This is a genomic window from Myxococcales bacterium, assembly GCA_016720545.1.
Classification (GTDB): Bacteria; Myxococcota_A; Polyangia; order Polyangiales; family Polyangiaceae; genus JAAFHV01.
This window is the reverse complement of the sequence record JADKKK010000007.1, coordinates 88,779-111,351: the sequence shown is the minus strand read 5'-3', so window position 1 is coordinate 111,351 and position 22,573 is coordinate 88,779. Positions and strand designations below refer to the sequence as shown.

Here is a 22,573-nt window from a genome sequence, read left to right as displayed (position 1 = left end):
CTGACTTTCGGTTCTCTCGCCCTTGACACCGCGAGGCTGGTACGGGTCTTGCGCGCGCCTGGGGCGTGCTTATTTCCATGGCGTGCCCGCTCTCTTGGGGAGCGAGCCCAAGCGACGGTCTACCAGCGGCGATCTGCCCGCGGCGGATCGAAGAGAACCACTTCGGCGGCTCGAAGCCGCCGCGAAGGGAGAGTCACATGCGCCCCGAGAAGCTGACCACGAAGAGCCAGGAAGCGTTCGCCGCCGCGCTCGACATCGCCGCGCGCCGAGGGAGCCCCGAGCTCATCCCCGAGCATCTCCTCGTCGCGATGCTCGCGCAGGACGAGGGCGTCGCGAGGCCGCTCGTCCAGAAGGCGGGCGCCGACGTCGACGCCCTCACGGCCGACGCCGCGAAGGTGGTCGAGGGCCTGCCGCGCGTCACGGGCGGCGCCGATCCCAGGCTACTCGCGCCGCACCATGGAGGTGCTGCGCCGCGCCGAAGACGAGGCCAAGTCGCTGCGCGACGACTTCGTGTCGGTCGAGCACTTCCTGCTCGCGATGGCGAAGCACGACCGCGAGCTCAAGACCGCGTTCGAGCGCCACGGCGTCACCTACGACAAGCTGCTCGCCGCGCTCGCCGCGGTGCGAGGGAGCCAACGGGTGACCGACCGCGATCCGGAGGGGAAGTTCCAGGCCCTCGACAAGTACTGTCGCGACCTCACCGAGGCGGCGCGGAAGGCAAGATCGATCCGGTCATCGGCCGCGACGAGGAGATCCGCCGCGTGATGCAGGTGCTCTCGCGCCGCGGGAAGAACAACCCCGTGCTCATCGGCGAGCCCGGCGTCGGCAAGACCGCCATCGTCGAGGGCATCGCCCACCGCATCGTGCGCGGCGACGTCCCCGAGTCGCTGCGCGACAAGCGCCTCGTGTCGCTCGACATGGGCGCGCTCATCGCCGGCGCAAAGTACCGCGGCGAGTTCGAAGATCGCCTGAAGGCCGTGCTGAAGGAGGTCGAGGCGAACCAGGGCAAGATCGTGCTCTTCATCGACGAGCTCCACACCATCGTGGGCGCCGGCGCCTCCGAGGGCTCCATGGACGCCGCCAACCTGCTGAAGCCGGCGCTGGCCCGCGGCGAGCTTCGCTGCATCGGCGCCACCACGCTCGACGAGTACCGAAAGCACATCGAGAAGGACGCCGCGCTCGAGCGCCGCTTCCAGCCGGTGGTCGTCGCGCAGCCGAGCGTCGAGGACACCGTCGCCATCCTCCGCGGCCTGAAGGAGCGGTACGAGGTGCACCACGGCATCCGCATCCAGGACGCCGCGCTGGTGGCCGCCGCCACGCTCTCCGATCGCTACCTCACCGAGCGGTTCTTGCCGGACAAGGCGATCGACCTCGTCGACGAGGCCGCGGCCAAGATCAAGATCGAGGTCGACAGCATGCCGGCGGACATCGATCGGGTCGAGCGCAAGCTCACCCAGCTCCGCATCGAGCAGCAGGCGCTCAAGAAGGAGCGCGACGCCGCGTCGAAGGCGCGCCTCGAGGCGCTGGCCGGCGAGCTCGCCGACCTCGAGGAGGAGAGCTCGGGCATGAAGGCCCAGTGGCTCCGCGAGAAGGAGATCATCGACCAGATCCGCGAGGCGAAGCCCAAGCTCGAGGAGCTTCGAAACGACGCCGAGACCGCCCAGCGCAAGGGCGACCTCGGGCGGGCCGCCGAGCTCCGCTACGGCAAGCTGCCGGAGGCCGAGCGCGCCATCGAGGCCTTACGAGCCAAGCTATCGAAAGTACAGGAAAAACAGGCCTATCTCACCGAGGAGGTCACCGAGCACGACATCGCCCAGATCGTCGCCAAGTGGACGGGCATCCCCGTCGCCAAGATGCTCGAGGGCGAGATGGAGAAGCTCCTCCGCATGGAGGACGCCCTCGCCTCACGCGTGGTGGGCCAGCGCGACGCGATCGAGGCCGTCTCGAACGCGGTGCGACGCTCGCGGGCGGGGCTCGGCGACGAGAAGCGGCCGGTCGGCAGCTTCCTCTTCCTCGGCACCACCGGCGTCGGCAAGACCGAGCTCGCGCGCGCCCTCGCCGAGTTCCTGTTCGACGACGAGCGGGCGCTCCTGCGGCTCGACATGAGCGAGTACCACGACAAACACACTGTGAGCCGGCTCATCGGCGCGCCGCCCGGGTACGTGGGCTACGACGAGGGCGGCCAGCTCACCGAGCCGGTGCGCAGGCGGCCCTACTCGGTCATCCTGTTCGACGAGGTCGAGAAGGCGCACCCCGACGTGTGGAACACGCTGCTCCAGGTGCTCGACGACGGGCGCCTGACCGACGGCCAGGGGCGCACGGTCGACTTCAAGAACACCGTGATCATCCTCACGAGCAACATCGGCTCGCACCACGCCGAGGCGCTCGCGGAGGACCCCGCGCTCACGGAAGAGGAGCGGCGCGCGGTGTTCGAGGAGTCCGTGCTCTCCGACGTGCGGCAAGCGTTCCGGCCCGAGTTCCTGAACCGCCTCGACGAGATGGTCGTCTTCCAGCGCCTCGATCGCGCCGAAGTGCGGCAGATCGTCGACCTCCAGCTCGCCCGGTTCACGAACCGCCTCGCGTCGCGCTCGCTCGTGGTCGACCTCACCGACGACGCGAAGGCCTTCCTCGCCGAGGTCGGCTGGGATCCGAAGCGGGGCGCGACCGCTGAAGCGCGCCGTGCGCAAGCACCTCGAGGACGAGCTCGCGAAGCACGTGCTCGGCGGGCGGTACTCGCCCGGCAGCGTCGTGCGGGTCGAGCGCGGAGGCAGCGGCCTCGTGTTCCACGAGCTCGCCTCGAACTGACCGCGGGCGGACGGTCGCGCGCGGGTTCCAGGTGGGAGGCCGCGCGCGACGTGTTTTGTGCGGTCGGCGCGGGGTCCGCCGAGCTCCGGGCTACTTGCCCTTCTTCGCCTCGGCGCCCGACTTGCTCGCCTTGGCCGCGGCGGCGGCGCTCTTCTTGTTCTTGTCGGACGCGTCCTGCTTCTTCGCCTTGTCTTTGCTCTTCGGAGACTTGTCGCCCATGGAATCACCGCCCGGTAGGAGTGTCCTGAGAGCATCCGCGCTTCACGCGAACAAGTCCACGTGTGTCTGAGGGTCTCGTGATTCCGCCTCACCCGCGAGAGCCGAAGAGCGCGCGGAGCCGCGTTCGAGCCCGAGGGAGCGCGCTGGCGACCTGAAGCTCCGCGAGGCGCGTCTCCACGGGGCCCAGCGTCCAGCAGGCTTCCTCGCGGAGCTCCTCCAGCGCTTCACCGGGCTCGTTCTTGGGACAGTTGTCGCGCAGCTCGTGCTGATGCAGAGGCTCGCTCCCGGCGCCCCCCGCGCTCGGTTCATCCTCCTCCAGCCAGCGCAGCGGGAGGCCCTGCGTTCGGCACACGTACGGGCGGTCCTCGTAGATGCGACAGGCACCCTCCGCGTCGAGGAAGGCGCACGCCCCCGCGGGGTGGGCCGCCCCCGAGGCGAGGAGTCCGCCGTGGTGCCGGCGAATACGGGCCGCCTCGACCTCGAACACGGTCAGCTCGTCCACGCAGCAGGAGGCGCTGCCGCTCCGACACTGGAGGCGCGACGCGTGGAGCACGTGCAGGTGGCGTGTCTCGCGCTCGACCTCCGCGTGGAGCGCGACGACCGCGTCGCCGAGGTCGGCCTCGTCGGCGTCGCTCAGGTCGCGTCGGAGGGGCAATTCGATGAGTCCATGAGGCCTTGTAGCGCGCCTGCGCAGAGCGGAGCGATTCGGCGCACGCGCGGCGCAGCGCCACGAGAAGATAGTCACGAATGGGCTCGCGCGGCTCTCCGACCGGGCTCCGAAGCCAGCAACCACCCGAATCACCGCTGCCAACGCGGTGGATTCCGTTGGGTCTTCAACGGGGAGTGCAAGGAGGCGAGAAGTCGTTGGAGGATGCAGCCTGCCAGACGACCGGTGGGGCCTGGAGGACGCGCCCTCCTCGCCGGCGGACGGACCTCAGGCCCTCTCCGCCATGAGCTGCTTGGCCCGCGCCTCCACGCGCGCGTCGAGGCCGGCCCCGCGGCTGAGGGCGCGCTCCAAGTGGACCCTCGCGTCGGCGGCGTCGCCCGCGGCGAGCGCGAGCTCGCCGCGCGACGCGAGCAGCGGGGGTCGTCGGGCAGCACGGCGAGGCCGGCCTCGAGCACGCGCAGGCCTCTTCGAGGGGACCCGGACGCGCGGGCTCGAAGGCCCGAAAGCCCAGAAACGACGTGAGCGGCTCGAACGAGCGGGCGGGAGGCCAGTAAGCGGCGCCGCGAGGCGCGCGAGGGCGTCGGTGGGGAGAGGCGCGTCCTCCGCCGCGGCGAGGAGCGCGGCCACGATCGCCTTGAGCTCCTTCAGGCACGCCGCCATCGCCTCGCGCGGCGAGGCCAGCGGGCTCTTGCGGCGCTCCATGGCCACCCGCTCGCCGTAGTGCACGAGGTCCGACCAGCGCCGCGCGGCGCTGACCGGGAGGCCAATCGCGAGCGCCGCGGCGATGGGCGGGACCTCGCTCGCCTCGTACGGCACGAACGTCGCCGACGCGCGGTCGAGCCGGAAGTAGCGCGCCTCGCGCGGGAAGAGGCACACCTCGAGCCTCGCCGCTCGATCGCCGACGCGCGTGGTCACGACGTGTCGACCGGGGCACACGCTGCGCAGCCCGTGGGGGCCGGCGCCGAGCAGCTCGGGCCGCTCGCGGTACCCGGCCTCGCCCGGCGCGGGGCTCGGTGGCTGGACGCCGCGCACGGGCACCGGCACGCCGTCGACCTCGCACGCGTCCCAGTCGTTGTGACCGAGGACGAGCACGCACTGGTCGTCCCCGGTGCACGCCGCCTCGAGCTCCGTCCAGTGCTCTCGCTGAAGGATCTGCTCGGTCGACTCGGACGAGGGCAGGTACCCCGCGCTCGACTTCGAGGGGTCGTTCAGCAGGTTGTAGAAGAGGTTGGCGAGGCCCTGAAGGAGGCGAAGGATGAGGCCAACGGGGATCAACATGGCGGCGCGAGTATGCACGGCGGCGAGACGGCGCGCTGCCCATTCGCGGTCTCATTCATTCCAAGGATGGTGGGGCACTTCACCTTACGAAATGAATGACGGTGGGCACCGAACAGCATCGGCCTCGACGTGGGTCAGCGTTCGGCGACACCACGCCAGGTCGAGCCGCCTCGGCGAGGCCATCGGGCACCGTTCAGGTGCCTCGACCCGCGCCGTCCCGCCGTACTCCAGCTTGTAGAGAATGGCTCAATTCGCCTACGCTTCGCCTGCGGGGGAGAACAGCGCCGTGTGTGGGCAAGTCGAGCAGTACTCGAATTGAGCGGGGGAGCTGACGATGAGCATCCGTGAGAAGTTTCGCGTTCTGTTCGGCGCGTCCAGTTTGATCGCGACCGGCGCACTCGGCGTCTCGCCGGCGGGATGCGCGACCAACCTCACCGCGACCACGAGCGGTCGCACAGCCGGCGAGGTCGTGGACGGCGAGCTCCGCTGCTCGGCGATCGCCGCGCAGGCGCAGCCGCTCGTCGTCGACTGGACCGACGAGGATCGCGCGCAGCTGAGCGAGGCAATGGCCGGGGGGCTAGCGGTCTTCCGCTACGACTGCGCGGGCCTGAAGCTGCTCCGTGGGTGCAAGGCACAAGGCTCGTACGGCTTCGCCGGGACGAGTCGAAAGGAGGAGCTCGTCCGACTTGCCGACCGCTCCGAGGTGCGCCTCAACCTGCCCACCTTCGGAGGCGCGCTCGCCTCGAGCCTCGCGTCGCGTGACCGAACGCTCGACGTCGCGATGGTCCTCATCGGAAAGCAGCGCGCCCTCAGCACGAGCGTCGGAGCGAAGCAGCTCGAGGGGGCGGGCGCCTGCGCAGGGGCGACCCACTTCCTGCGAGGCGCTCACCTCGGCGCGTTCGCCCTCGATACCGGGGCGAAGGGCACGCCGCGCCAGCCGTCGTCGGTGTTCGAGGCGCACGCGGCCGGAAGCCCACTCTCGGTGCGCCGCGACGGAGACGTACGCCGCTGCGCCGAGACCGATCCCACGGCGGTACGACCTCCGGATGGCTGCGGTTCGTTCGTTCGTCTCGAGCTCACGAAGGTGGGAACGCCGGGCGGCGAGGACGCCGCAGAGGACGCCTGCCCGTCCGGGCTCGTCCTGGCCGAAGGAAAGTGCGCACTTCCAACGAGTGCAACCGCGCACCAGTGCAAAAAGACCGAACCAAACGACTGCGTGGCCCAGTGTGCGCGTGGCCATGCGAGGAGCTGCGAGACGTTGAGCTTCCTGCTCGGTGAGGGGCGCGGTGTCGAGAAGGATCAGGGACGAGCATTCGAGATCGCACAGAAGGCGTGCGACGACGGCGCTTCTGGAGCGTGCTTCCTAGCCGGCCACGCGCTCCACGAGGGACGCGGAGTCCGGCGCGATCCGTCCCGAGCCGCTGTGCTCTACCGTCGTGCGTGTGACGACGGCGAGATGGTCGCGTGCTGGGCGCTCGGCAGCCTGACGAAGAAGGGGCTCGGCGTTCCGAAGAACGCGGCGGTCGCCGTCGCTCTCTACAAGAAGGCATGCAACGGCGCCGTCCCCGGTGCGTGTATCGCCCTCGCCGAGGTGATCGCTGCTGACGAACCGGTCGAAGCCGCGAAGATCGTGGCGCGGACCTGCGATGCGGGACACGACGCCGCCTGCGTCTCCGTCGCCAAGTGTTTTCTCAACGGCATCGGAGTGCCCAAGGATGCGGAGCGCGCCGCAAAGCTCGCCGGCGAAGTGTGCGAGCGGAAGGAAGCGAGCGCGTGCGCGCTGCTCGGCTCGATGCACGAGGCGGGGGACATGGAAGGCGCCAGCGCCGTGGAAGCCCGGCGCCTGCTCCAGAAGGCGTGCGACCTCGGCAACGGTCCCGCGTGCTCCGACCTGGGCGTGATGTTCAATGCGGGCAAAGGAGGGGAGAAGCTGCCTGAGCGCGCCGCCGAGCTCTACGCTCGCGGATGCGATCTCGGCTTCTCGTCGGGCTGTTCCAACGCCGGACTCTTGTATTCTCAGGGCAAGGGAGTGGCCGCGGATCCAGCGCGCGCAGTGAGCTTCTTCGAGCGCGGCTGCGAGGGGGGCGACGGCAGGTCGTGCAACTTCTTGGGTGAGCACCTCGAATCAGGGGAGGGCGTGCCGAAGGACCAGAAGCGCTCGGCGGAGGTCTACGAGCGTGCGTGCGAGCTGGGGCATGCCCACGGCTGCTATGGCCTTGGCTGGCTCTACGCGAAAGGAATCGGCGTACCCCAGAGCGACACGACCGCGACGAGCTGGCTGCGCCGCGCCTGCCGTGGCGGAAACCGACAGGCGTGCGAGATGCTCCGCGGGGCCGGACAGAGCGAAAGATGAGCGCTCCGTTTCAGGTTCGAGCTGGGACCACCGGAGGGCTCGCGCTTTGCCTCGGGGTCCTTGCTGCGTGCGGCGCGACGCCAGGAGCGCCCACGGGCGCTCGTTCGCCGAGCGAGGCGCTCGATGGCGAGGTCCGCTGCTCGTCGATCGCCGATCGCGCACAGCCGCTCGTCGTCGATTGGAACCAGGACGAGCGCGCTCACGTTCGGGAGGCGATGGCCAGTGGGCTCCCCGTGTTTCGCCACGACTGCGGAGGACTCGTCCTTCTCCGCGGTTGCACCGCGCGAGGCGCCTACGGATTCGTCGGCTCCAGTCGCAAGGAGGAGCTCGTGCGACTGGCGGACAAGTCCGAGGTAGTCCTCAACCTGCCGACGTTCGGGGCGAGCCTTGCCCGAACCTTGTCGTCGCAAGAGCGGACACTCGACATCGCGACGGTGCTCGTCGGCATGGAGCGGACACTTCACTCGAGCGTTTCCCCGCACCAGCTGGAAGGTGGTGCCGCATGCGCAGGGGCGACGCACTTCCTACGTGGCGCTCACGTTGGAGCATTCGCGCTCGACCTCGGGGTGAAGACCGGTGCAGCGCGTCGAGCGTCGAGCGTGTTCGAGTCGCGCACGCATGATGGACCGCTCGCGACGCGACGCGACGGGGACGTGCGTGCCTGCAACGACAGCTTGCCCACCGCCGTGCGAGCTCCGGATCGGTGCTCCACACTGGTTCGGCTGGAGCTGACGAGGATTGGCATCGAGCACGGCGACGACGCAGCGGACGACTTCTGTCCGTCGGGCCTGGTCTTCGCCGAAGGGAGGTGCACTCTCCCGACGAGCGCAGCCTCTCACCGGTGCAAGAAGACCGATCCCGGCGACTGCGAGCGGCAATGTCGCCTGGGGAATGTTCAGAGCTGCGCAACTCTCAGCTCTCTGCTGGGCGATGGCCGTGGCGTCGAGAAGAACGAGGTTCGCGCCTTCGAGCTCGCGCGAAAGGCGTGCGACGACGCCTCGCCCGACGGCTGCTTTCTGGCGGGCCTCGCGCTGCAGTTCGGCAGGGGCGTGGCCAAGGACACGGCCGAGGCCGTCAAGGCTCACGAGCGCGCTTGTGATGACGGCGTGCTCACCGGTTGCTGGGCGCTCGGCGACCTCGTGAGGAAGGGCGCAGGCGTTCCGCGTGACCCCGCTCGCGCGCTCGCACTCCACAAGAAGGCCTGCAGCGGCGGGCTGTCGATCGCGTGTATCGAGCTTGCGAAGCTCACGTCGCAACACGATCCGAAAGAGGGCGCCGCTTTGATGGCTCGCACGTGCGAGGCGGGGCACCCCAAGGCCTGTGCTGTCCTTTCGGCGTACTACGCCGAAGGAACGGGCGTCGAGCGTGACTTCGAGAAGGCCACCGAGCTCGCCAGCCGAGCGTGTGCGAAGAACGATGCGACCGGCTGCTTCCACCTCGGCCTGCTTCATCAGAAGAGCATCATCGCCACCCCGGACATCGCGGAGGCAAGGCGCCTCTTCGAGAAGGCGTGCGAGATGAAGGAGGGACCTGCCTGCAACAACCTTGGCGTCATGTACGAGCTTGGCCAAGGAGGCAGCAAGGACCCGGCGCAGGGGCTCGCGATGCACGTGCGTGGATGCGAGCTCGGTTGGGGGACCTCATGTCTGAACGCTGGCCTCTCCCACGCACAGGGAAAGAGCGCGGCTCCGAACGGAGAGCGCGCCGCGCATTTCTTCCGCGAAGGATGTGATCGCGGCGACGCACAATCCTGCTCGATGCTCGCGGAATGCTTCAAGGATGGCACCGGGGTCGAGGAGGACCCGAAGCGCGCAGCGGAGCTCCACCGGCATGCCTGCGAGCTTGGACACGCCCGCGGTTGTTCCGATCTGGGGTCGCTCTACTTCAAAGGGCGAGGCGTTCCGCAGAGCAACGAGGACGCATTCACCTGGCTTCGTCGCGGATGTCGGGGGGGCGACACCTGGGCTTGCGATCAGCTCAGGCGCAACGGGCGGATGTAGGGGCCGAAGCTCCTCGGAGAGAAGCACCATCAAGACCTCCGACGCCGGAGGTGCCACGACTTCCCTCGATTTCATTGACGTTTTCGAACCCTTGCCGAACCGGGACGGGGGTCGGTTTTGTGTCGCGAGGGGGTCAGTTTACAACGCTCAACACCTGGTGATCGACGTCAACTATTCTTGCAGGCGCATTGACTCGCCCGGGTTGCTACTGGGCGGGGGTCGTTGCCTCATCAACTTTGCTACCCGAGGGGCGGGTGGGAAGGAGACCTCGATGGCAACGATCAGCAAGGAAACTCGGCGCCAGCTCGTGCTGGCCGTCGGCGAGAGGTACCGAGTGGCCGACCGGGAGACCCGCGAACGAATTCTGAACGAGTTCGTCGCGACCACCGGCTACCACAGGAAGCACGCGATACGCCTGCTCAACAGCACGCAGCGCAACGTGAGGCCTCCACCGGTGCCGAAGCGACTCCGCTTGTACGACGACGCGGTGAGGGAGGCGCTCGTCACGATGTGGGAAGCGTCAGACCGCGTCTGCGGGAAGCGCCTCAAGGCGCTCCTTCCCACCCTCGTCCCCGCCCTCGAGCGCCACGGGCATCTCCATCTCGACGAGACGGTCCGCAAGGCGTTGATGGCGATCAGTTCGGCGACGATCGACCGCGCCCTCGCACCACAGCGGTCTGTGCGACGTCGAGTCTCTCGGAAACCAGCCGTGCGGAGCGAAGTGCCCGTACGGACATTTGCAGACTGGGACGACCCCGAACCTGGGTTCCTCGAAATCGATCTCGTGGCGCATTGCGGTGGCAACGCCTCAGGCAGTTTCGCACACACGCTGACGTTGACCGACGTTGCGAGCGGATGGACCGAGTGCGTGCCGCTCCTGGTGCGAGGCCACGCTCGTCGCCGACGGGCTCGAGCGCCATGCGTCTCTCGATGCCGTTTCCGCTTCGTGGGGTCGATGCCGACAACGGATCGGAGTTCATCAACGAGGTACTCATTGCCTATTGCCGTGATCGTAATATCGAGTTCACTCGTTCGCGCCCATATCGCAAGAATGATCAAGCCTGGGTCGAGCAAAAGAACGGATCAGTCGTTCGGCGCCTTGTCGGCTACGGGCGTATCGAGGGAATTGCCGGGGCCGAAGCGCTCTCGCGCCTGTATTCCGCGTCGCGTTTATTCGTGAACTTCTTCCAGCCATCGTTCAAGCTCGCCGAGAAGACCCGCGTCGGAGCGAAGGTGAGCAAGCGTTATCATCCACCGGAGACTCCTGCGGCACGCCTGCTTGCATCGGCGGCGATCGCGGACTCGATGAAGGAGCGGCTTCGTGCGACCCTTCTCACGCTCGATCCCCTCCGGCTCCTCGACGAGATCCGAATGGTCCAGGAGCATGTCGCGGCCATCGTCTCGGGGGACGATGTCCACGTGCTCGCGCATCGCGACGCGGATCTGGATAGGTTCCTGAAGACCCTCGCGGTCGCGTGGAAAGACGGTGAGGTCAGGCCAACCCACCGTCGCGGACCGAAGCCGGCCCGTCACTGGCGCACGCGCACGGATCCGTTCGCCGAGGTGTGGGCACGCATCGTGGTGTGGCTCAACGAAGAGCCCCATAGGACACCGCGAGAGCTCCTCGCGCGCCTCGAAAGGGAGGGAGTCTCCTGGCACGGTCTCCGTCTCACAACTTCGAACCCTTCAGCGGCGGGTCAGGGAGTGGAGGCGGGCGGAAGCCCGGCGGCTCGTCTTGTAACCGGTGCACATGGCGCGCGCGGCGTCGGAGGAGCGCGACCCACTGGGCAGGGCAAGACGGCAAGCGGGGGGGCTCGCGGCGAGCTGATCACGAAGCGGGAGCGGAGGTCGTCCCCCGATCACGCCGGGATGAGGGCGAGCGGCGGCGGGACGGTGACGTCGCCGAGGGGGGCCTCGAGCTCGTCCGGGTCGAGGCGCGCGCGGGTGGCCCCCCAGTTCTTCGGGGCGAGCTCGAGGTACCGGTCCTTCGGCCAGGTCGCGAGGAGTCTGAGCACCTCCTCGAGGTAGATCTGCGGATCGAGGTCGTGGAGTCGGCAGGAGGCTACGAGGCTGAAAGAGCGCGGCGGCGGCGTGGGCGTGGAGATCGCTGCCATAGAAGAGCCAGTTCTTGCGGCCGACCACGATGGTGCGAAGGGCCCGCTCGCTGCGTGTGTTGTCGAGGGGGAGGCGGCCGTCGAGGAAGACGCGGCGGAGCTCCTGCTCCTGGTTCTCGGCGTAGCCGAGCGCCTTCGTGGCGAGCGTCCTGCCGAGGGTCGCGCGCGCGGTCGTTCGCACCCAGGCAAAGAACTCGTCGACGAGCGGGAGGACGCGCGTGAGACGCTCTCTCGTCCGATCGATGGGCGGCATGTGGGCGAGCGCGTTGTCGGCGACGTAGATCGCGCGGATCCGCGTGAGGCCTGCGACTCCGATGGGGTACTTGCAGATCGCAGCTTCGAAGAAGTAGCGGCGGGTGTGGGCCCAGCAGCCGACGAGGAGCACCGGCGGATCTGCGCCGCCGTGTCCGCGGTCGAGGATGTCGTAGACGCTGCTGGCGTCGGACTGGAGATAGCCACGGAAGCCCTTGAAGAGCGAGGCGACGGCGTCCTGCGTGTGGCGCTCGACATAGGAGAAGAGCACGTGATCGCGATCGGCCACGATGGTGAAGAAGTGGCCCTTCTTGCAGGCGCGTTTGGGGCCCGTCGCGGGCGCCCGGCTGGATGGCGGCGCCCGTGGCGTCGGTCGAGAGGACCGAGCACGTCTCGATGGCGTCGCGCAGCATGGCGTGCACGATGGTCGCGCCGAGCGTGCTGCCAAGGCCCTCGAGGTTGCGGCACATGGTCGAGCGATCGAGGACTCGCCCATCGCCGAGACGTGTCGCTCGAGGCGGTAGTTCGGGACCCCGAGCGCGAACTTCTGCACGGCGAGCCAGGCGAGCACCGAGGTGTGGAGCATGGCGCGCGGGAACAGCGGCTTCGGCGAGGGCGCGACCATCACCCTCGCCGCGCCGTGAACGGAGACTTCGTACTTCGCCACCTTCTTCACGAGGACCTTGAAGCAGGCGCGCTGGAACATCAGCTGATAGCTCGTCTCCCAGTCAATGAGCCTTCCGCCGCTCGCCTCGGCGCCGCCATCGCGGATCTCGACCACCACCCGCGGGAGCTTGGACGCGGAGAGATCGCGGCGCCCCTTCGGGCGCGGCTTCTCGCTCTCGGCCTCCTCGGGCGGAGGCGGGGGCGAAGCCGGCTCCGGTGCCGGCTCCGGCGCGCCGTTCTCTCCCGTGGTCCCCGTAGGTTGCTTCGTGAGCGCGTCGAGCTCCGCTTGGAGCTTCGCCTGATCCGCGAGCAAGTTGCCGAGCGTGAGCTGAAGCTCGCTGGTGCCGCTTCGTTCGGACTTCGTGCCGTACAGCCGCCGCTTGAGTAGCTCGTTCTCGCTCGCGTGGTTCGTGAGCGCGCTCTCGAGCGCGGCGATCGTCCCCTGCAGCGACGCGATGAGCGCCTGAAGCGACGCGGCGAACAGGGCCTCGAACGCGACCTCGCTCACGATCACGCTCGTCTCTCCCTCCCTCTCGGGTCTGGGGATCTCGAACACCCCGCGGTCCAGGCGCTTGTACCAGAGCACCGCTCCCGTGCCGTCCCACGTCAGTATTTTTACAGTCTGCCGACGCTTGCCGAAGAACACGAACAGCGCCTTGGACCGAGGCTCACGCCCCCATCCGCTCGCGCACCAGCCCCGCCCAGGCGCTCGAACCCGAAGCGCATGTCCACGGGCTCGACGGCCACGAAGATCTCCACTCCCTGCGGGATCACGACGCGCCCCGGCCAGCGCCCTCACGACCTCGCGCAGGAGCCCCGCGTCGAACCCCGGCTCGACGCGCACCTTCGCGGGCCCCACCTCCACGACGAGGCCTCCCACCGCGCGGGGCGCGACCTCGAGGCGCACGAACGCTGTCCGTGGCTCGGGAGCCGGCCGGACTCGAGACCCCGCCCGTCCACCTCCGCGGCCCAGCGACAGAGGCTCCCCTTCGACAGCCCGTGCTCTTCGCTATACTTCGCAGCGCTCACCCCGCTCGCCCGCCACGCCCGCACTTCCGCCCCGCGCTCGCCCCTGCTTCGCTGTCGTCCCATGGGTGCAGTTTGCACTCCCCCGATCACTCGCGCGACGTGGGGTCCGCGCAGCGGTTACGATTGACGAGACCATCGAGATATTGGCGCCAGGAAAGACTTGTTCCAGCAGTAGCCCGAGCCGCAGGTACTCCTTCTCGTCGATCGTCACGATGAGCGCCGAGTCGTCCGGGTTCAGTAGCTCCTTCGCGAGCAGCAGCCGCCGCTCCATGAACGCCAGCCACTTCGAGTGGCGATACAGGTCGTCGCCCTCGACGTAGTCGTTGTTGTACTTCCAGTCCTTCGCGCCCGTGTTGTACGGCGGGTCGATGTAGATGCAGTCGACCTTGCCGCGGTGGGTGAAGGTGAGGGCCTTGAGGGCGTGGAAGTTCTCGGCGTTGATCACGGTGTGGAACGGCTTGTCGCCGCCGCGCTCCACCTTCCCGGTGGACACCAGGCCCGGGTAGATCGCGTCGCGGAAGCCGGCGACTACGACGAGATCGTCGACTGCGGCCGTGATGTTCTCGGGTCCCGCTTCGACCTTCGCGAGGGCGAGCTGATCGCCGCCCTCCGCGTCCACCACCACCGCCTCCAACCGCGCCTTGCCCGCGGCGCGGTCGAGCGCGACGACTCGCCACAGCTTCTCGTCCGCCTTCTTCGGGGCCTTCCCACGCGGCGCCAGCACACGCACCTTGTCACCCTTGCGAACGGGCCGCCCGGGCAGCTCCACCGCCTCCGGCACGTGCCGCTCGAAGTTCAGCCCGAACGCGCGCCGGTCGTTTAGCGCGGTTACCTCGCGTTCGAGGTCCCGCGCCAGGACCGGTTCTCGGTTTCGCAACGTGGCGTGATGACCATGCCGTACACCCGCGCCCAAGAGGACGCGATCGCGTGCCTTGACAGACCGCTCCAGATCATCGCGTGCGCGGGCTCAGGCAAGACCCAGGTCATCTCCCAGCGCATCGCAAAGATCCTCGGGCAGCCCGGCGTGCGTCCTCGCAACGTCGTCGCGTTCACGTTCACCGAGAGGGCCGCGGCCGAGCTGAAGGAGCGCGTTCTCCGCATCGTACAGAAGGAGCTCGGCGAGCTGCCAGGTATGGCCGAGATGTACATCGGCACCATGCACGGCTACTGCCTGGACCTGCTGCAGCGGCTCGTGCCGGAGAAGTTCAAGTTCTCCGTCTTGACCGACGTCACGTCGCGTCTGCTTGTCGATCGCTACAGCGCCAAGTCCGGCCTGAGCCGGTGCCCGACGACGGCCAAGCAAGGGGTGCTCAGGCGCTACCTGAACTCTCGGCTCTACTTGCAGGTCGTCAGCGTCCTGCGAGAGGACGACGTCGACCTCAAGGCCGTCCCGCCCGACGTCGTCGCGTCATCGGAGTTGTACCTGGCGCTCCTTCAAGAGCGGGCGATGTTCGACTACACGGAGATCATCGGCGCCGCCGTTCGATACCTCGAGGGCGACCCCCTGGAGGACGACGACTTCGATCACGTCCAGGACCACGCACGGGACGACATTCGCTACCTCGTCGTCGACGAATACCAGGACGTGAACGCCCTGCAGGAGCGCCTTGTCCGCGGCCTCGTGCGGTTCGGCGCGAACCTCTGCGTCGTAGGCGACGACGACCAGACCATTTACCAGTGGCGAGGGAGCCAGGTCTCCAACATCGTCCGGTTCGCCGAACGCTACGAGGCCGTCGCGCAGGTCACCCTCGACGACAACTTCCGATCGAGCAAGGGCGTCGTCGAGCTCGGCAAGTCCATCGCCCAGCGCATTCCCGCTCAGCAACGGCTGCCGAAGGCGATGGTCGCGGCGGGACACCAAACCTGGCAGCGGGGGGACCTGCTCGCGGTGGAGCTCGGCGACCCCGCCGACGAAGCGAGGTGGATCGCCGACCGCATCCAGCACCTTCGCGGCGTGCCATTCAACGACGGCCCCGACGCGACGCCGCGCGGCCTGTCGTGGTCGGACTGCGCGGTGCTCTACCGCTCCGTCGCGCGGGACTCCGAGCCGCTCGTCTTGGAGCTGCGGCGCCGCAACATCCCGTTCGTCGTGAAGGGCCTCAACCGGCTCTTCGACAGTCCGGAGATCGTAGCGGTCGTCGGCGTCTTCCGGTTCGTGGTTCGGGCCATCGACGCCGCGCAGCTGCGGGCGCTTTGGGACGCGGCCTCGTTGGTGCCGTCCGAGGCTGACTGGTTGAAGGCCATGAAGGTCCTCGAGGGCGGGCGCGACTTCGACGCGAAGAAGCGGCACGCGGTCTACAACATCCAGCGCCTCTACCTCGACTTCCTCGAGGCGCTCGACTTGCGCGAGGACACCCTGCCGGGCGACCCGAGCCGACGCGAGCTGGTCTTCTACCAGCTCGGCAAGTTCAGCCAGGCCATCTCGGACTACGAGCAGATCCACTTCACGACGACGCCAAAGGCCAAGTATGAGGGGTTCGCCCAGTGGCTCGAGCATCAAGCCCCCGACTACTATGCGGACGCAGATTCCGATGCCGGCTACGCGGCGCCGGACGCCGTGACCATCGCGACGGTCCACCAGTCCAAGGGCCTCCAGTGGCCCGCCGTGTTCCTGCCCGCGATGCGCAAGAACCGGTTCCCGTCGCGCCCGATGGGCGGCGTGCAGCTCCACCACGTCATTCCGGAGGTCGCGCTGGTCAACCCGGAGCGCTACCGCGGCACGGTGGAGGACGAGACGCGCCTGCTCTACGTGGCAGTCACTCGCGCGCAGAAGTACCTGTACGTCACGTACGCCCCGATCGCGGACAATCAACAGCAGCGGTCGCGCTCCGAGTTCTTCGACCACATCGCGAAGCAGCAGTGGGTGTCGACAGTCCAGGTGGCCATCGGTGAGGCTCGGCTCCCGCCGCAGCCCAAGCAGGAGACGCCACGGGTCTCGCTGTCATTCTCCGAGTTGAAGTACCTGTTCGAGTGCCACTACCAGTTCAAGCTGAGGTTCCTCTACGGGTTCAACGCGCCCATCCACGAGGCGCTCGGCTACGGCAAGGCCCTGCACGACGCGCTGTCCGAGATCCACAAGCGTGCGCTCGAAGGCGACTTCGTCACGAAGGACTCGGCCGGCCCGCTGCTCGAGCGCCACCTGAACGCGCCGTTCGCGTACGGAAGCGCTGCGCGAGCAGCTGAAGAAGTCGGGCGTGAAGGCGATCGAGCGGTACCTGGACGCGCACGGCGACGAGCTCGCCAACACCGAGTTCTCAGAGAAGCCCATCCAGGTTCACATTGCGCCGGGCATCACCGTCGACGGGCGCATCGACCTCATTCGCCGCCTCGACACGGGCGAGACGGCGATCGTGGACTTCAAGTCCAGCGAGCGCGCTCAAGCCGAGGACGTGACCCGCGACCAGTTGCACGTGTACGCAGTCGGGTATCAGGAGCTGACTGGCAAGAGCGCCGACCTCATCGAGGTGCTCAACCTCGACGAGAAGGGGAAGACGACGCGCGAGCCGGTGAACGCCCCGCTCCTGACCGGCGTCCGCGACAAGATCCGAGCCGCGGGAGAGGCGCTGCGCGCGAACGACCTGCCACGCTTGCCCACGTGGGAGAAGCACGCGTGCGGCTCGTGCGACATGGTAGGCCTGTGCCGGAAGCGCCCTACGGAGCAGGAAGGTAGGAACGCCAGGAACGAGGCCCAGCGAAGTTGAAAGCTGGGGATTGGCGGTCGCTCTGTTGGTCACCTTTTTCGCTGTCGCCCACCGCACGCGTTGGCTTGTCCACGTCGAGCATCGGCGCGCGATCGACCACGAGGTCGACCATGCAGGACTCCTCGCCCCGGCGCGCGAGGAGCCTGCGAAACTCCGGGAATGTCTTCACGGGCTCCGTCGTGCCGCCGAGCGAAATGGCCGCCGTGGAGAGCGCCCTGGCCGCGTCATCGAGCGACGCGCCCGGCGGAGCGAACAGATCGAGATCCTCGGTCGTGCGGTGGCCGAGGTAGAAGCCAGACAGTGCCGCGCCCCCGGTGAGGAAGAACCCCTCCTGTCGCTCGAAGAACGCGACGAGCAGGTCGCGCTGCAGCGCCGTCAGCTTGCTACGATGCGAGAAGTCCACGTGCCCGCCACCCTTCGAGGAGGAAGTCCCAGAACGCGCGCGAGCGTCCGAGGTGCCGACGGATCCACGACCAGTCACGGACGACCTCGTCGAGAGACACGTACCGCCACACGTCCGCGAACCGCGCCTCGCGCATGACCCGCGCCTGCCACTGAGCGCGGATCTGCGGATCGGACGCGCGACTGTGACCTTCGTTGGTTTCAAGCACGGCTGAACCCAGGAACGGCGAGCGGTCGACGCAACCAAACCCGCTGCGACCACTGGCCCACGCGCACGAGGGCTACGGCTACGGCTACGGCTACGGCTACGGCTACGGCTACGGCTACGGCTACGGCTACGGCTACGGCTACGGCTACGGCTACGGCAGGAGGGGGCCGGGGCGGTTCGTGGGGATCGTGTTGGGCTCTTGGTGCGAGGTTGGCCATGGGATCGCTGCCCGGGGCCGCGCGAGGATTGGGTTTTTGGGTCACGCGAGAGCGCGCACGAGTCGCGCCAGCGCTGTCGCGGGACGGTACGCGGCTCGGGCGCTGTCACGACTCCTGCGCGACCGGGGGCATGACCCAAAAACCCAATCCTCGCGCTGCAACGCTTCCGCACCACCGGCTCATTGCGTACGGCGTGTCCGTCGAGCTCCTCCTGGCCGTCAAGGCCGCCAACATCCGCGACGCCAAGCTCCGGGACGAGGCGGTCCGTGCGGCGAAGGGCACCTGCCTCAACTGCGCGGAGGCCGCGGGCCGCGTCTCGCGCGCCGACAAAGCTCGCGTGTTCGCCATCGCTCGAGGTGAAGCGGTCGAGGCCATCGCCGCGGTCGAGATCGCTGCCCACGCCGGAGACACCACCTCCGCGGCCGCCGAGCAATGCGTCCTCATCGGCGAGAGGCTGCTCGCCCTACTCACCGCGCTCACTCGATAGCCAACACCAGGGCCCCTCTCCCCTCGTGGGAGAGGGGCTCGCGGGCGCCACTACGCAGCGCGAGGGGAGAGGGCTCGCGCGATGAGGTTCGTTGCGACGAGGCACCTAGACCGCAGCGAAAAGCTCGCACTCCGCACCGCAGGACCGAGGCGTACTGTCCCGGAGATCGACGAGGTCCTTGATCTCCGCACGGCCGAGGAGCGCGCTGATCTTGTTGGCCGCAATCTCCCGCGCGAGCAGGTCGCGCTGCAGCGCCGTCAGCTTGCTACGGGGCGAGAACCTTCCGCAATGGCCCGATTTCCATCCGCCTGCTATGACCACCGCATGGAAGCGCTCACGCCTGAGGCTGCGGCGAAGGTCGTGCTCGCTGGGCTCGAGGGCCACCAGCGCCGCTTTTCCATCGTCGGTCGTCAGGGCTCGGGCAAGTCGTCCACCTTGGACGCGGTCGGCGTCGGCCTCACGAAGCGCGGCCGGCCCTTTGTCCGACTTGGGTTCTCTCACGACGAGGACGCTCCCTTCTCCGCGCTGATCGACCTCGCGTCCCAGCTCTCGATCACCTCGCCCGATCTTCTCCATCTCGTCCGCGACGCCGGCGTGGGCTGGCGCGCCAAGCTCGAGCGGGTAACGAGCGAGCTCGTGCTCGCCGCGCCGGTGGTGTTGTTCGACGAGCCTCGGTCGCCCGGCACCACCCTCGGACGAGGCGTGTTCGCGAGCTGCGCTCACGAGCTGAGCCACGCCATCCTCTCGGCGGACAAGCTCCGGGTCGTCGCGGGAGAGCAGACTCACGGCAGCTTCGTTCCCTCACACGCGGTCGTCTCCGTGCAGCCTACATCGCTCCCTCGCCAGGTGCTCGAGCGTGCATGGTCGAACAAGGCGCTGGAAGCCGCTGCCGCCGCCCTCATGGAGCAGGACGCCACGCGGCTAGCCCGCTATTCCCCTCTCGAGCTTCGCCTCGCGGCGGCATGCGTGGCAAACGGCGCCCGCGCCCGCGATCTCGCGGAGCGGCGGTGGAGCCCGCCCGAGCTCGTTCGGTGCGCCGTCTCCAACGATGCGCTTCGCGGCGCCGTCGCGCGGCTGGCACTCTGCCGCATGGGAGCCCCGCACGATCTCGCGCACGATCTTGCTGCAACCGGCGAGCTCTACGCGTTCCTGAAGGACGTCGTCTTTATCGAGTCGCCCGCCGGCGCGATCGTGCACGACGTCATCGCGCACGAAGCGCTCGAGGGACGATGGCTTCCCGACCTCTCCGCAGAGCAAGCGCACGCCACCATCGCCGCCTGGCACCGGCGCCAGTTTGAGGAGGCGAGCGCCGTGAACGACCTCTCCAAGGCGACGCGTCACGAAGTGGAGGTGGTGCACCACCTCACCGAGTCGCGCGACGCGGTAGGTGTGCTCTCTGCGGCGGTGTTCTTCTCCGAGCAATACGATCTGCTTGGGAAGGAGCTCAGCCTCGCCAAGCGGTACCAAGACGCGGTAGACGCGTACGAGCGCGCCCTCGCCTACGACGCGAACGACGCGTACGCGCACCACTACCTCGCGTTCAATCTCGACGCGCAGGGCAAGCAGGCGAGCCGCGTAAAGGCTGGCTACGAACGGGCCCGCGACCTCCATCCGCAGCGCGCGCGCTACCACGGCCGCTACGCGACGTTCTTGGTCACCGTGGGCCGAATGGCCGAAGCCGACGACGCCTGGGCGCAGGCGCTCAGCGAGCTTGGGTACGACGCGTTCGACCCCGCGCTCCTCGTCCGCCAGCTCCACCTGCCGCTCGCCGCGCTATTGCTCCATCGGGGTGAGCTGGATTTTGCCGAGCGCGTGCTCTCGGCCTTTCCTCGGTCCTTGCGCGACCGGCCGGCGTTTCGCTCGCTCGAGCTGCGCCTCACTCTCCTGCGCGAGGTGGAGAACGAGACCAACGTCTTTCCGCCCGCTCTCGCGATCGAGAGCCGCTGGAAGAGACCCGCCCTCTTCGACGCCGCGGACCCACGCAAGGTGACGCGTTATCGGCCCGGCCGCATCTGCGACGTGAGCGAGCGCGGCGCACGCGTGCTCATGGGCGAGCGCGCGGCAGACGGGCCGCCCTCGTACCGATACGTCAACTTCACGCGCGCCGAGCTTGCGGCATTGGGCGCCGAGAGGCGTAGTGGCTTCCCTCTCGCGGTCGGCACGTTCGTCGAGCACCTCGAGCTGGACGACGGCACCGAGCGCTTCCTGAGCTGGCAGCCGCAAGCGAACGCCCTTCCATCCCTCGAGCTCGGCTTCCCGCCCGACCGCTACATCCGTGTCGCTGCCTCCGCTTCGGAATGACGCGCTGACGGTCTTCGTGCTCGGACCGGGCACGGGCGAGTCAGTCGTGGTGCATGCGCCATGCGGCGCGTGGATGGTCGTGGATAGCTGTCGATCGAGTGGGAAGGGCCTCGCGCGGAAGCTCCTCGACCACTACGAAGCGCGCCCGAGCTTGCTCGCCCTCACGCACCCGCACCTCGACCATGCCTCGGGCTTTTCGGACCTCGTGAATGCCTTTACGAAGCCGGGCGACAGCCAATGGCCCAAGCTCGGAATCGTGCCGTCGCCGGCCACCAAGACGGCGGACGGCTGGTGGGACTTGGAGCCCGCGCTGAAGAGTGGCCAAGTGCAGCAAGCCATCGCGGCGGTGCTCACGCGATGGGAAGATCGGGAAACGTCGCGGTGGGACATGAAGCAGGGCGAAGTCGAGCCGCTCGGCGACGCGAAGGTTTACGTCATCTCGCCCAGCCCAGCCGAGCGTGCCGCGGCGCGCGACGCATGGAACCGGGGATCGGACCACGACTTCAACCGCGCATCGTCTGCTTTCATCGTGGAGTGGCAAGGGCGCACCGTGCTTCTCGGCTCCGACCTGGTGGAGAATCCGGGCAAGGGATGGTCGGACGCGACCACCATGTTTACCCACGCGGTCTCGCACGACGTCTACAAGCTCGCGCATCACGGCTCGGATGGCGCACGAGGGCCGCAGCTCGGGACGGCCACAGCCACCGCGCGGGTATGGATCGCCACGCCGTTTGCGCGACAAGACTTGCCGACGGCCCAGGACCTCGCGCCGCACTTGGCGATAGAGCCGAGCGTGCATCTCACCGGGCTACCGACGAGATACGACGACCAAAGCAGCCGGCATCGAACAGTAGCCGTCGGCGGGCTCGGAGCGCTCCATGCAACGCCGCCTCCGGGAGGATTTCCTGATTGTTTTGTGTGTGTGGTGGTGCCGCGGGCGGGGCCGTGCGTGGTGACGTGCGGCTCGGGGGCGGTCACAGTCACGAGGTAATGTGAGAGGCTCTTGCGCATACCGGTGAGCCCGTGAGCGGGGCTGTGGATCTCCGCTGCGGTACCCGAGCTCGCGCCAGGCGCCTCAACCAGCGCCGCTTCTGGTAAAACCCCCTCCCCATGAGCTCTCGCGCGTCGCGGTTCGTGGGCCCCTTCGTCGTCGCGCTCGCCTCCGTGGCGTGCGGAGGTGCGGCGTTCACGTCGACCAAGGCGGCCGAGCCCGTGCTCATCGCCAAGTCCGAGTCGCCCGCCGAGGTGCGCGCGGCCGTCGTGAGGGCCATGCAGAGCCGGCGCTTTTCTGCCCTCGGCGAGGAGCCCGGCAAGATCTCCGCGCGCCTCACCAGGGGCGACGTCACCCTCGACGTCGACGTCGAGTACTCGGGCACGCAGTACCTGGTGCGCTACGTGAAGAGCTCGGGCCTCAAGACCAAGCCCGGCCCCGGCGGCGAGGTGCTGGTCGACGATCACTGGGCCGGCTGGGTGCGGGGCCTCCGCGCGCGCATCGGCGAGGAGCTCCTCGTGCCCGCCAAAGAGGCCGCCGAGACGGCCAAGCGCGAGCGCGACTACCAGCTCCTCCTGGAGCAGCACAAGACGGCCCAGGCGCAGGCGAACGCGCAGGCCGCGCAGCAAACGAACGCGCAGCCGGCGCAGCCCACCGAGGTCTCGTCGCCTGCGCAGCCCGCGCCCGCGCAGCCCGCGCCCGCGCAGCCGCCGATCGTGATCCAGCCGGTCATCCCGGCCCTCCCCGTTCCGGTGCCGCAGCTCCCCGCCGGTGGCGTCAACCTGAGTCGCTCGACGACGCAGGGCAGCCAGACGATCACGTGCTGCATCAACGGGGCGCTCTACGTGTGCCCGAGCCAAGGGCCTTCAAGAAGTGCTTGCG

Annotated in this window: 11 protein-coding genes and 3 pseudogenes; 8 read left to right on the top strand and 6 right to left on the bottom strand. The window is 68.5% G+C overall.

Annotated elements, in window-relative coordinates; genetic code table 11:
- Positions 1-197: 197 nt before the first annotated feature.
- Positions 198-2,805, top strand: a pseudogene (gene clpB / locus IPQ09_16210) (ATP-dependent chaperone ClpB).
- A gap of 307 nt (positions 2,806-3,112) precedes the next feature.
- On the opposite strand, the gene IPQ09_16205 reads toward clpB, so the two are convergent.
- Both IPQ09_16205 and IPQ09_16200 read right to left on the bottom strand, forming a co-directional pair.
- The gene (locus IPQ09_16205) at positions 3,113-3,679 is read right to left on the bottom strand and encodes a YkgJ family cysteine cluster protein (GenBank protein ID MBL0195737.1); all 567 of its coding nucleotides are present in this window, start codon (positions 3,677-3,679) and stop codon (positions 3,113-3,115) included.
- A 279-nt stretch (positions 3,680-3,958) separates the two neighbouring features.
- Positions 3,959-4,969: a hypothetical protein gene (locus IPQ09_16200; protein MBL0195736.1), complete on the bottom strand. Its 1,011-nt coding sequence runs from the start codon at positions 4,967-4,969 to the stop codon at positions 3,959-3,961.
- Between the two features lie 334 nt (positions 4,970-5,303).
- On the opposite strand from IPQ09_16200, the gene IPQ09_16195 reads away from it, so the two are divergent.
- From IPQ09_16195 to IPQ09_16185, 3 genes and pseudogenes are all read left to right on the top strand, one after another.
- Positions 5,304-7,322 (top strand): sel1 repeat family protein, encoded by a 2,019-nt coding sequence (locus IPQ09_16195; protein MBL0195735.1) that lies wholly within the window; start codon positions 5,304-5,306, stop codon positions 7,320-7,322.
- On the top strand, positions 7,319-9,322 hold the full coding sequence (locus tag IPQ09_16190; protein ID MBL0195734.1) for a sel1 repeat family protein: 2,004 nt from the start codon (positions 7,319-7,321) through the stop codon (positions 9,320-9,322). The genes IPQ09_16195 and IPQ09_16190 overlap by 4 nt, the downstream gene beginning before the upstream one ends.
- A 271-nt stretch (positions 9,323-9,593) precedes the next feature.
- A pseudogene (locus IPQ09_16185) lies at positions 9,594-11,063 on the top strand (transposase family protein).
- Here IPQ09_16185 and IPQ09_16180 read toward each other — a convergent pair.
- Positions 11,009-13,000 carry a transposase gene (locus IPQ09_16180; protein MBL0195733.1) on the bottom strand — a complete coding sequence of 664 codons (1,992 nt, stop codon included), beginning with the start codon at positions 12,998-13,000 and terminating at the stop codon, positions 11,009-11,011. The pseudogene IPQ09_16185 and the gene IPQ09_16180 sit on opposite strands and share 55 nt — an antisense overlap.
- 363 nt (positions 13,001-13,363) lie before the next feature.
- Entirely contained in the window at positions 13,364-14,260 is an 897-nt protein-coding gene (locus IPQ09_16175; GenBank protein MBL0195732.1) for a site-specific DNA-methyltransferase, read from the bottom strand.
- A gap of 9 nt (positions 14,261-14,269) precedes the next feature.
- Between IPQ09_16175 and IPQ09_16170 the strand changes: the two are divergent.
- Positions 14,270-17,084 (top strand): annotated as a pseudogene (locus tag IPQ09_16170) (ATP-dependent helicase).
- Here IPQ09_16170 and IPQ09_16165 read toward each other — a convergent pair.
- The gene (locus tag IPQ09_16165) at positions 17,035-17,487 is read right to left on the bottom strand and encodes a nucleotidyl transferase AbiEii/AbiGii toxin family protein (protein MBL0195731.1); all 453 of its coding nucleotides are present in this window, start codon (positions 17,485-17,487) and stop codon (positions 17,035-17,037) included. The pseudogene IPQ09_16170 and the gene IPQ09_16165 overlap by 50 nt on opposite strands.
- A 555-nt stretch (positions 17,488-18,042) precedes the next feature.
- On the opposite strand from IPQ09_16165, the gene IPQ09_16160 reads away from it, so the two are divergent.
- The 3 genes from IPQ09_16160 (at position 18,043) to IPQ09_16150 (ending at position 21,691) form a co-directional block, all read left to right on the top strand.
- On the top strand, positions 18,043-18,399 hold the full coding sequence (locus IPQ09_16160; protein MBL0195730.1) for a four helix bundle protein: 357 nt from the start codon (positions 18,043-18,045) through the stop codon (positions 18,397-18,399).
- A 324-nt stretch (positions 18,400-18,723) separates the two neighbouring features.
- Positions 18,724-20,700 carry a hypothetical protein gene (locus IPQ09_16155; protein MBL0195729.1) on the top strand — a complete coding sequence of 659 codons (1,977 nt, stop codon included), beginning with the start codon at positions 18,724-18,726 and terminating at the stop codon, positions 20,698-20,700.
- Complete coding sequence (locus IPQ09_16150; protein MBL0195728.1) at positions 20,675-21,691, top strand: hypothetical protein; 1,017 nt, start codon at positions 20,675-20,677, stop codon at positions 21,689-21,691. Before IPQ09_16155 ends, IPQ09_16150 begins: the two co-directional genes overlap by 26 nt.
- Before the next feature lie 562 nt (positions 21,692-22,253).
- Here the strand turns inward: IPQ09_16150 and IPQ09_16145 are convergent.
- Positions 22,254-22,520, bottom strand: coding sequence for a hypothetical protein (locus IPQ09_16145; GenBank protein ID MBL0195727.1), 267 nt, complete (start codon positions 22,518-22,520; stop codon positions 22,254-22,256).
- Between the last annotated feature and the right edge of the window lie 53 nt (positions 22,521-22,573).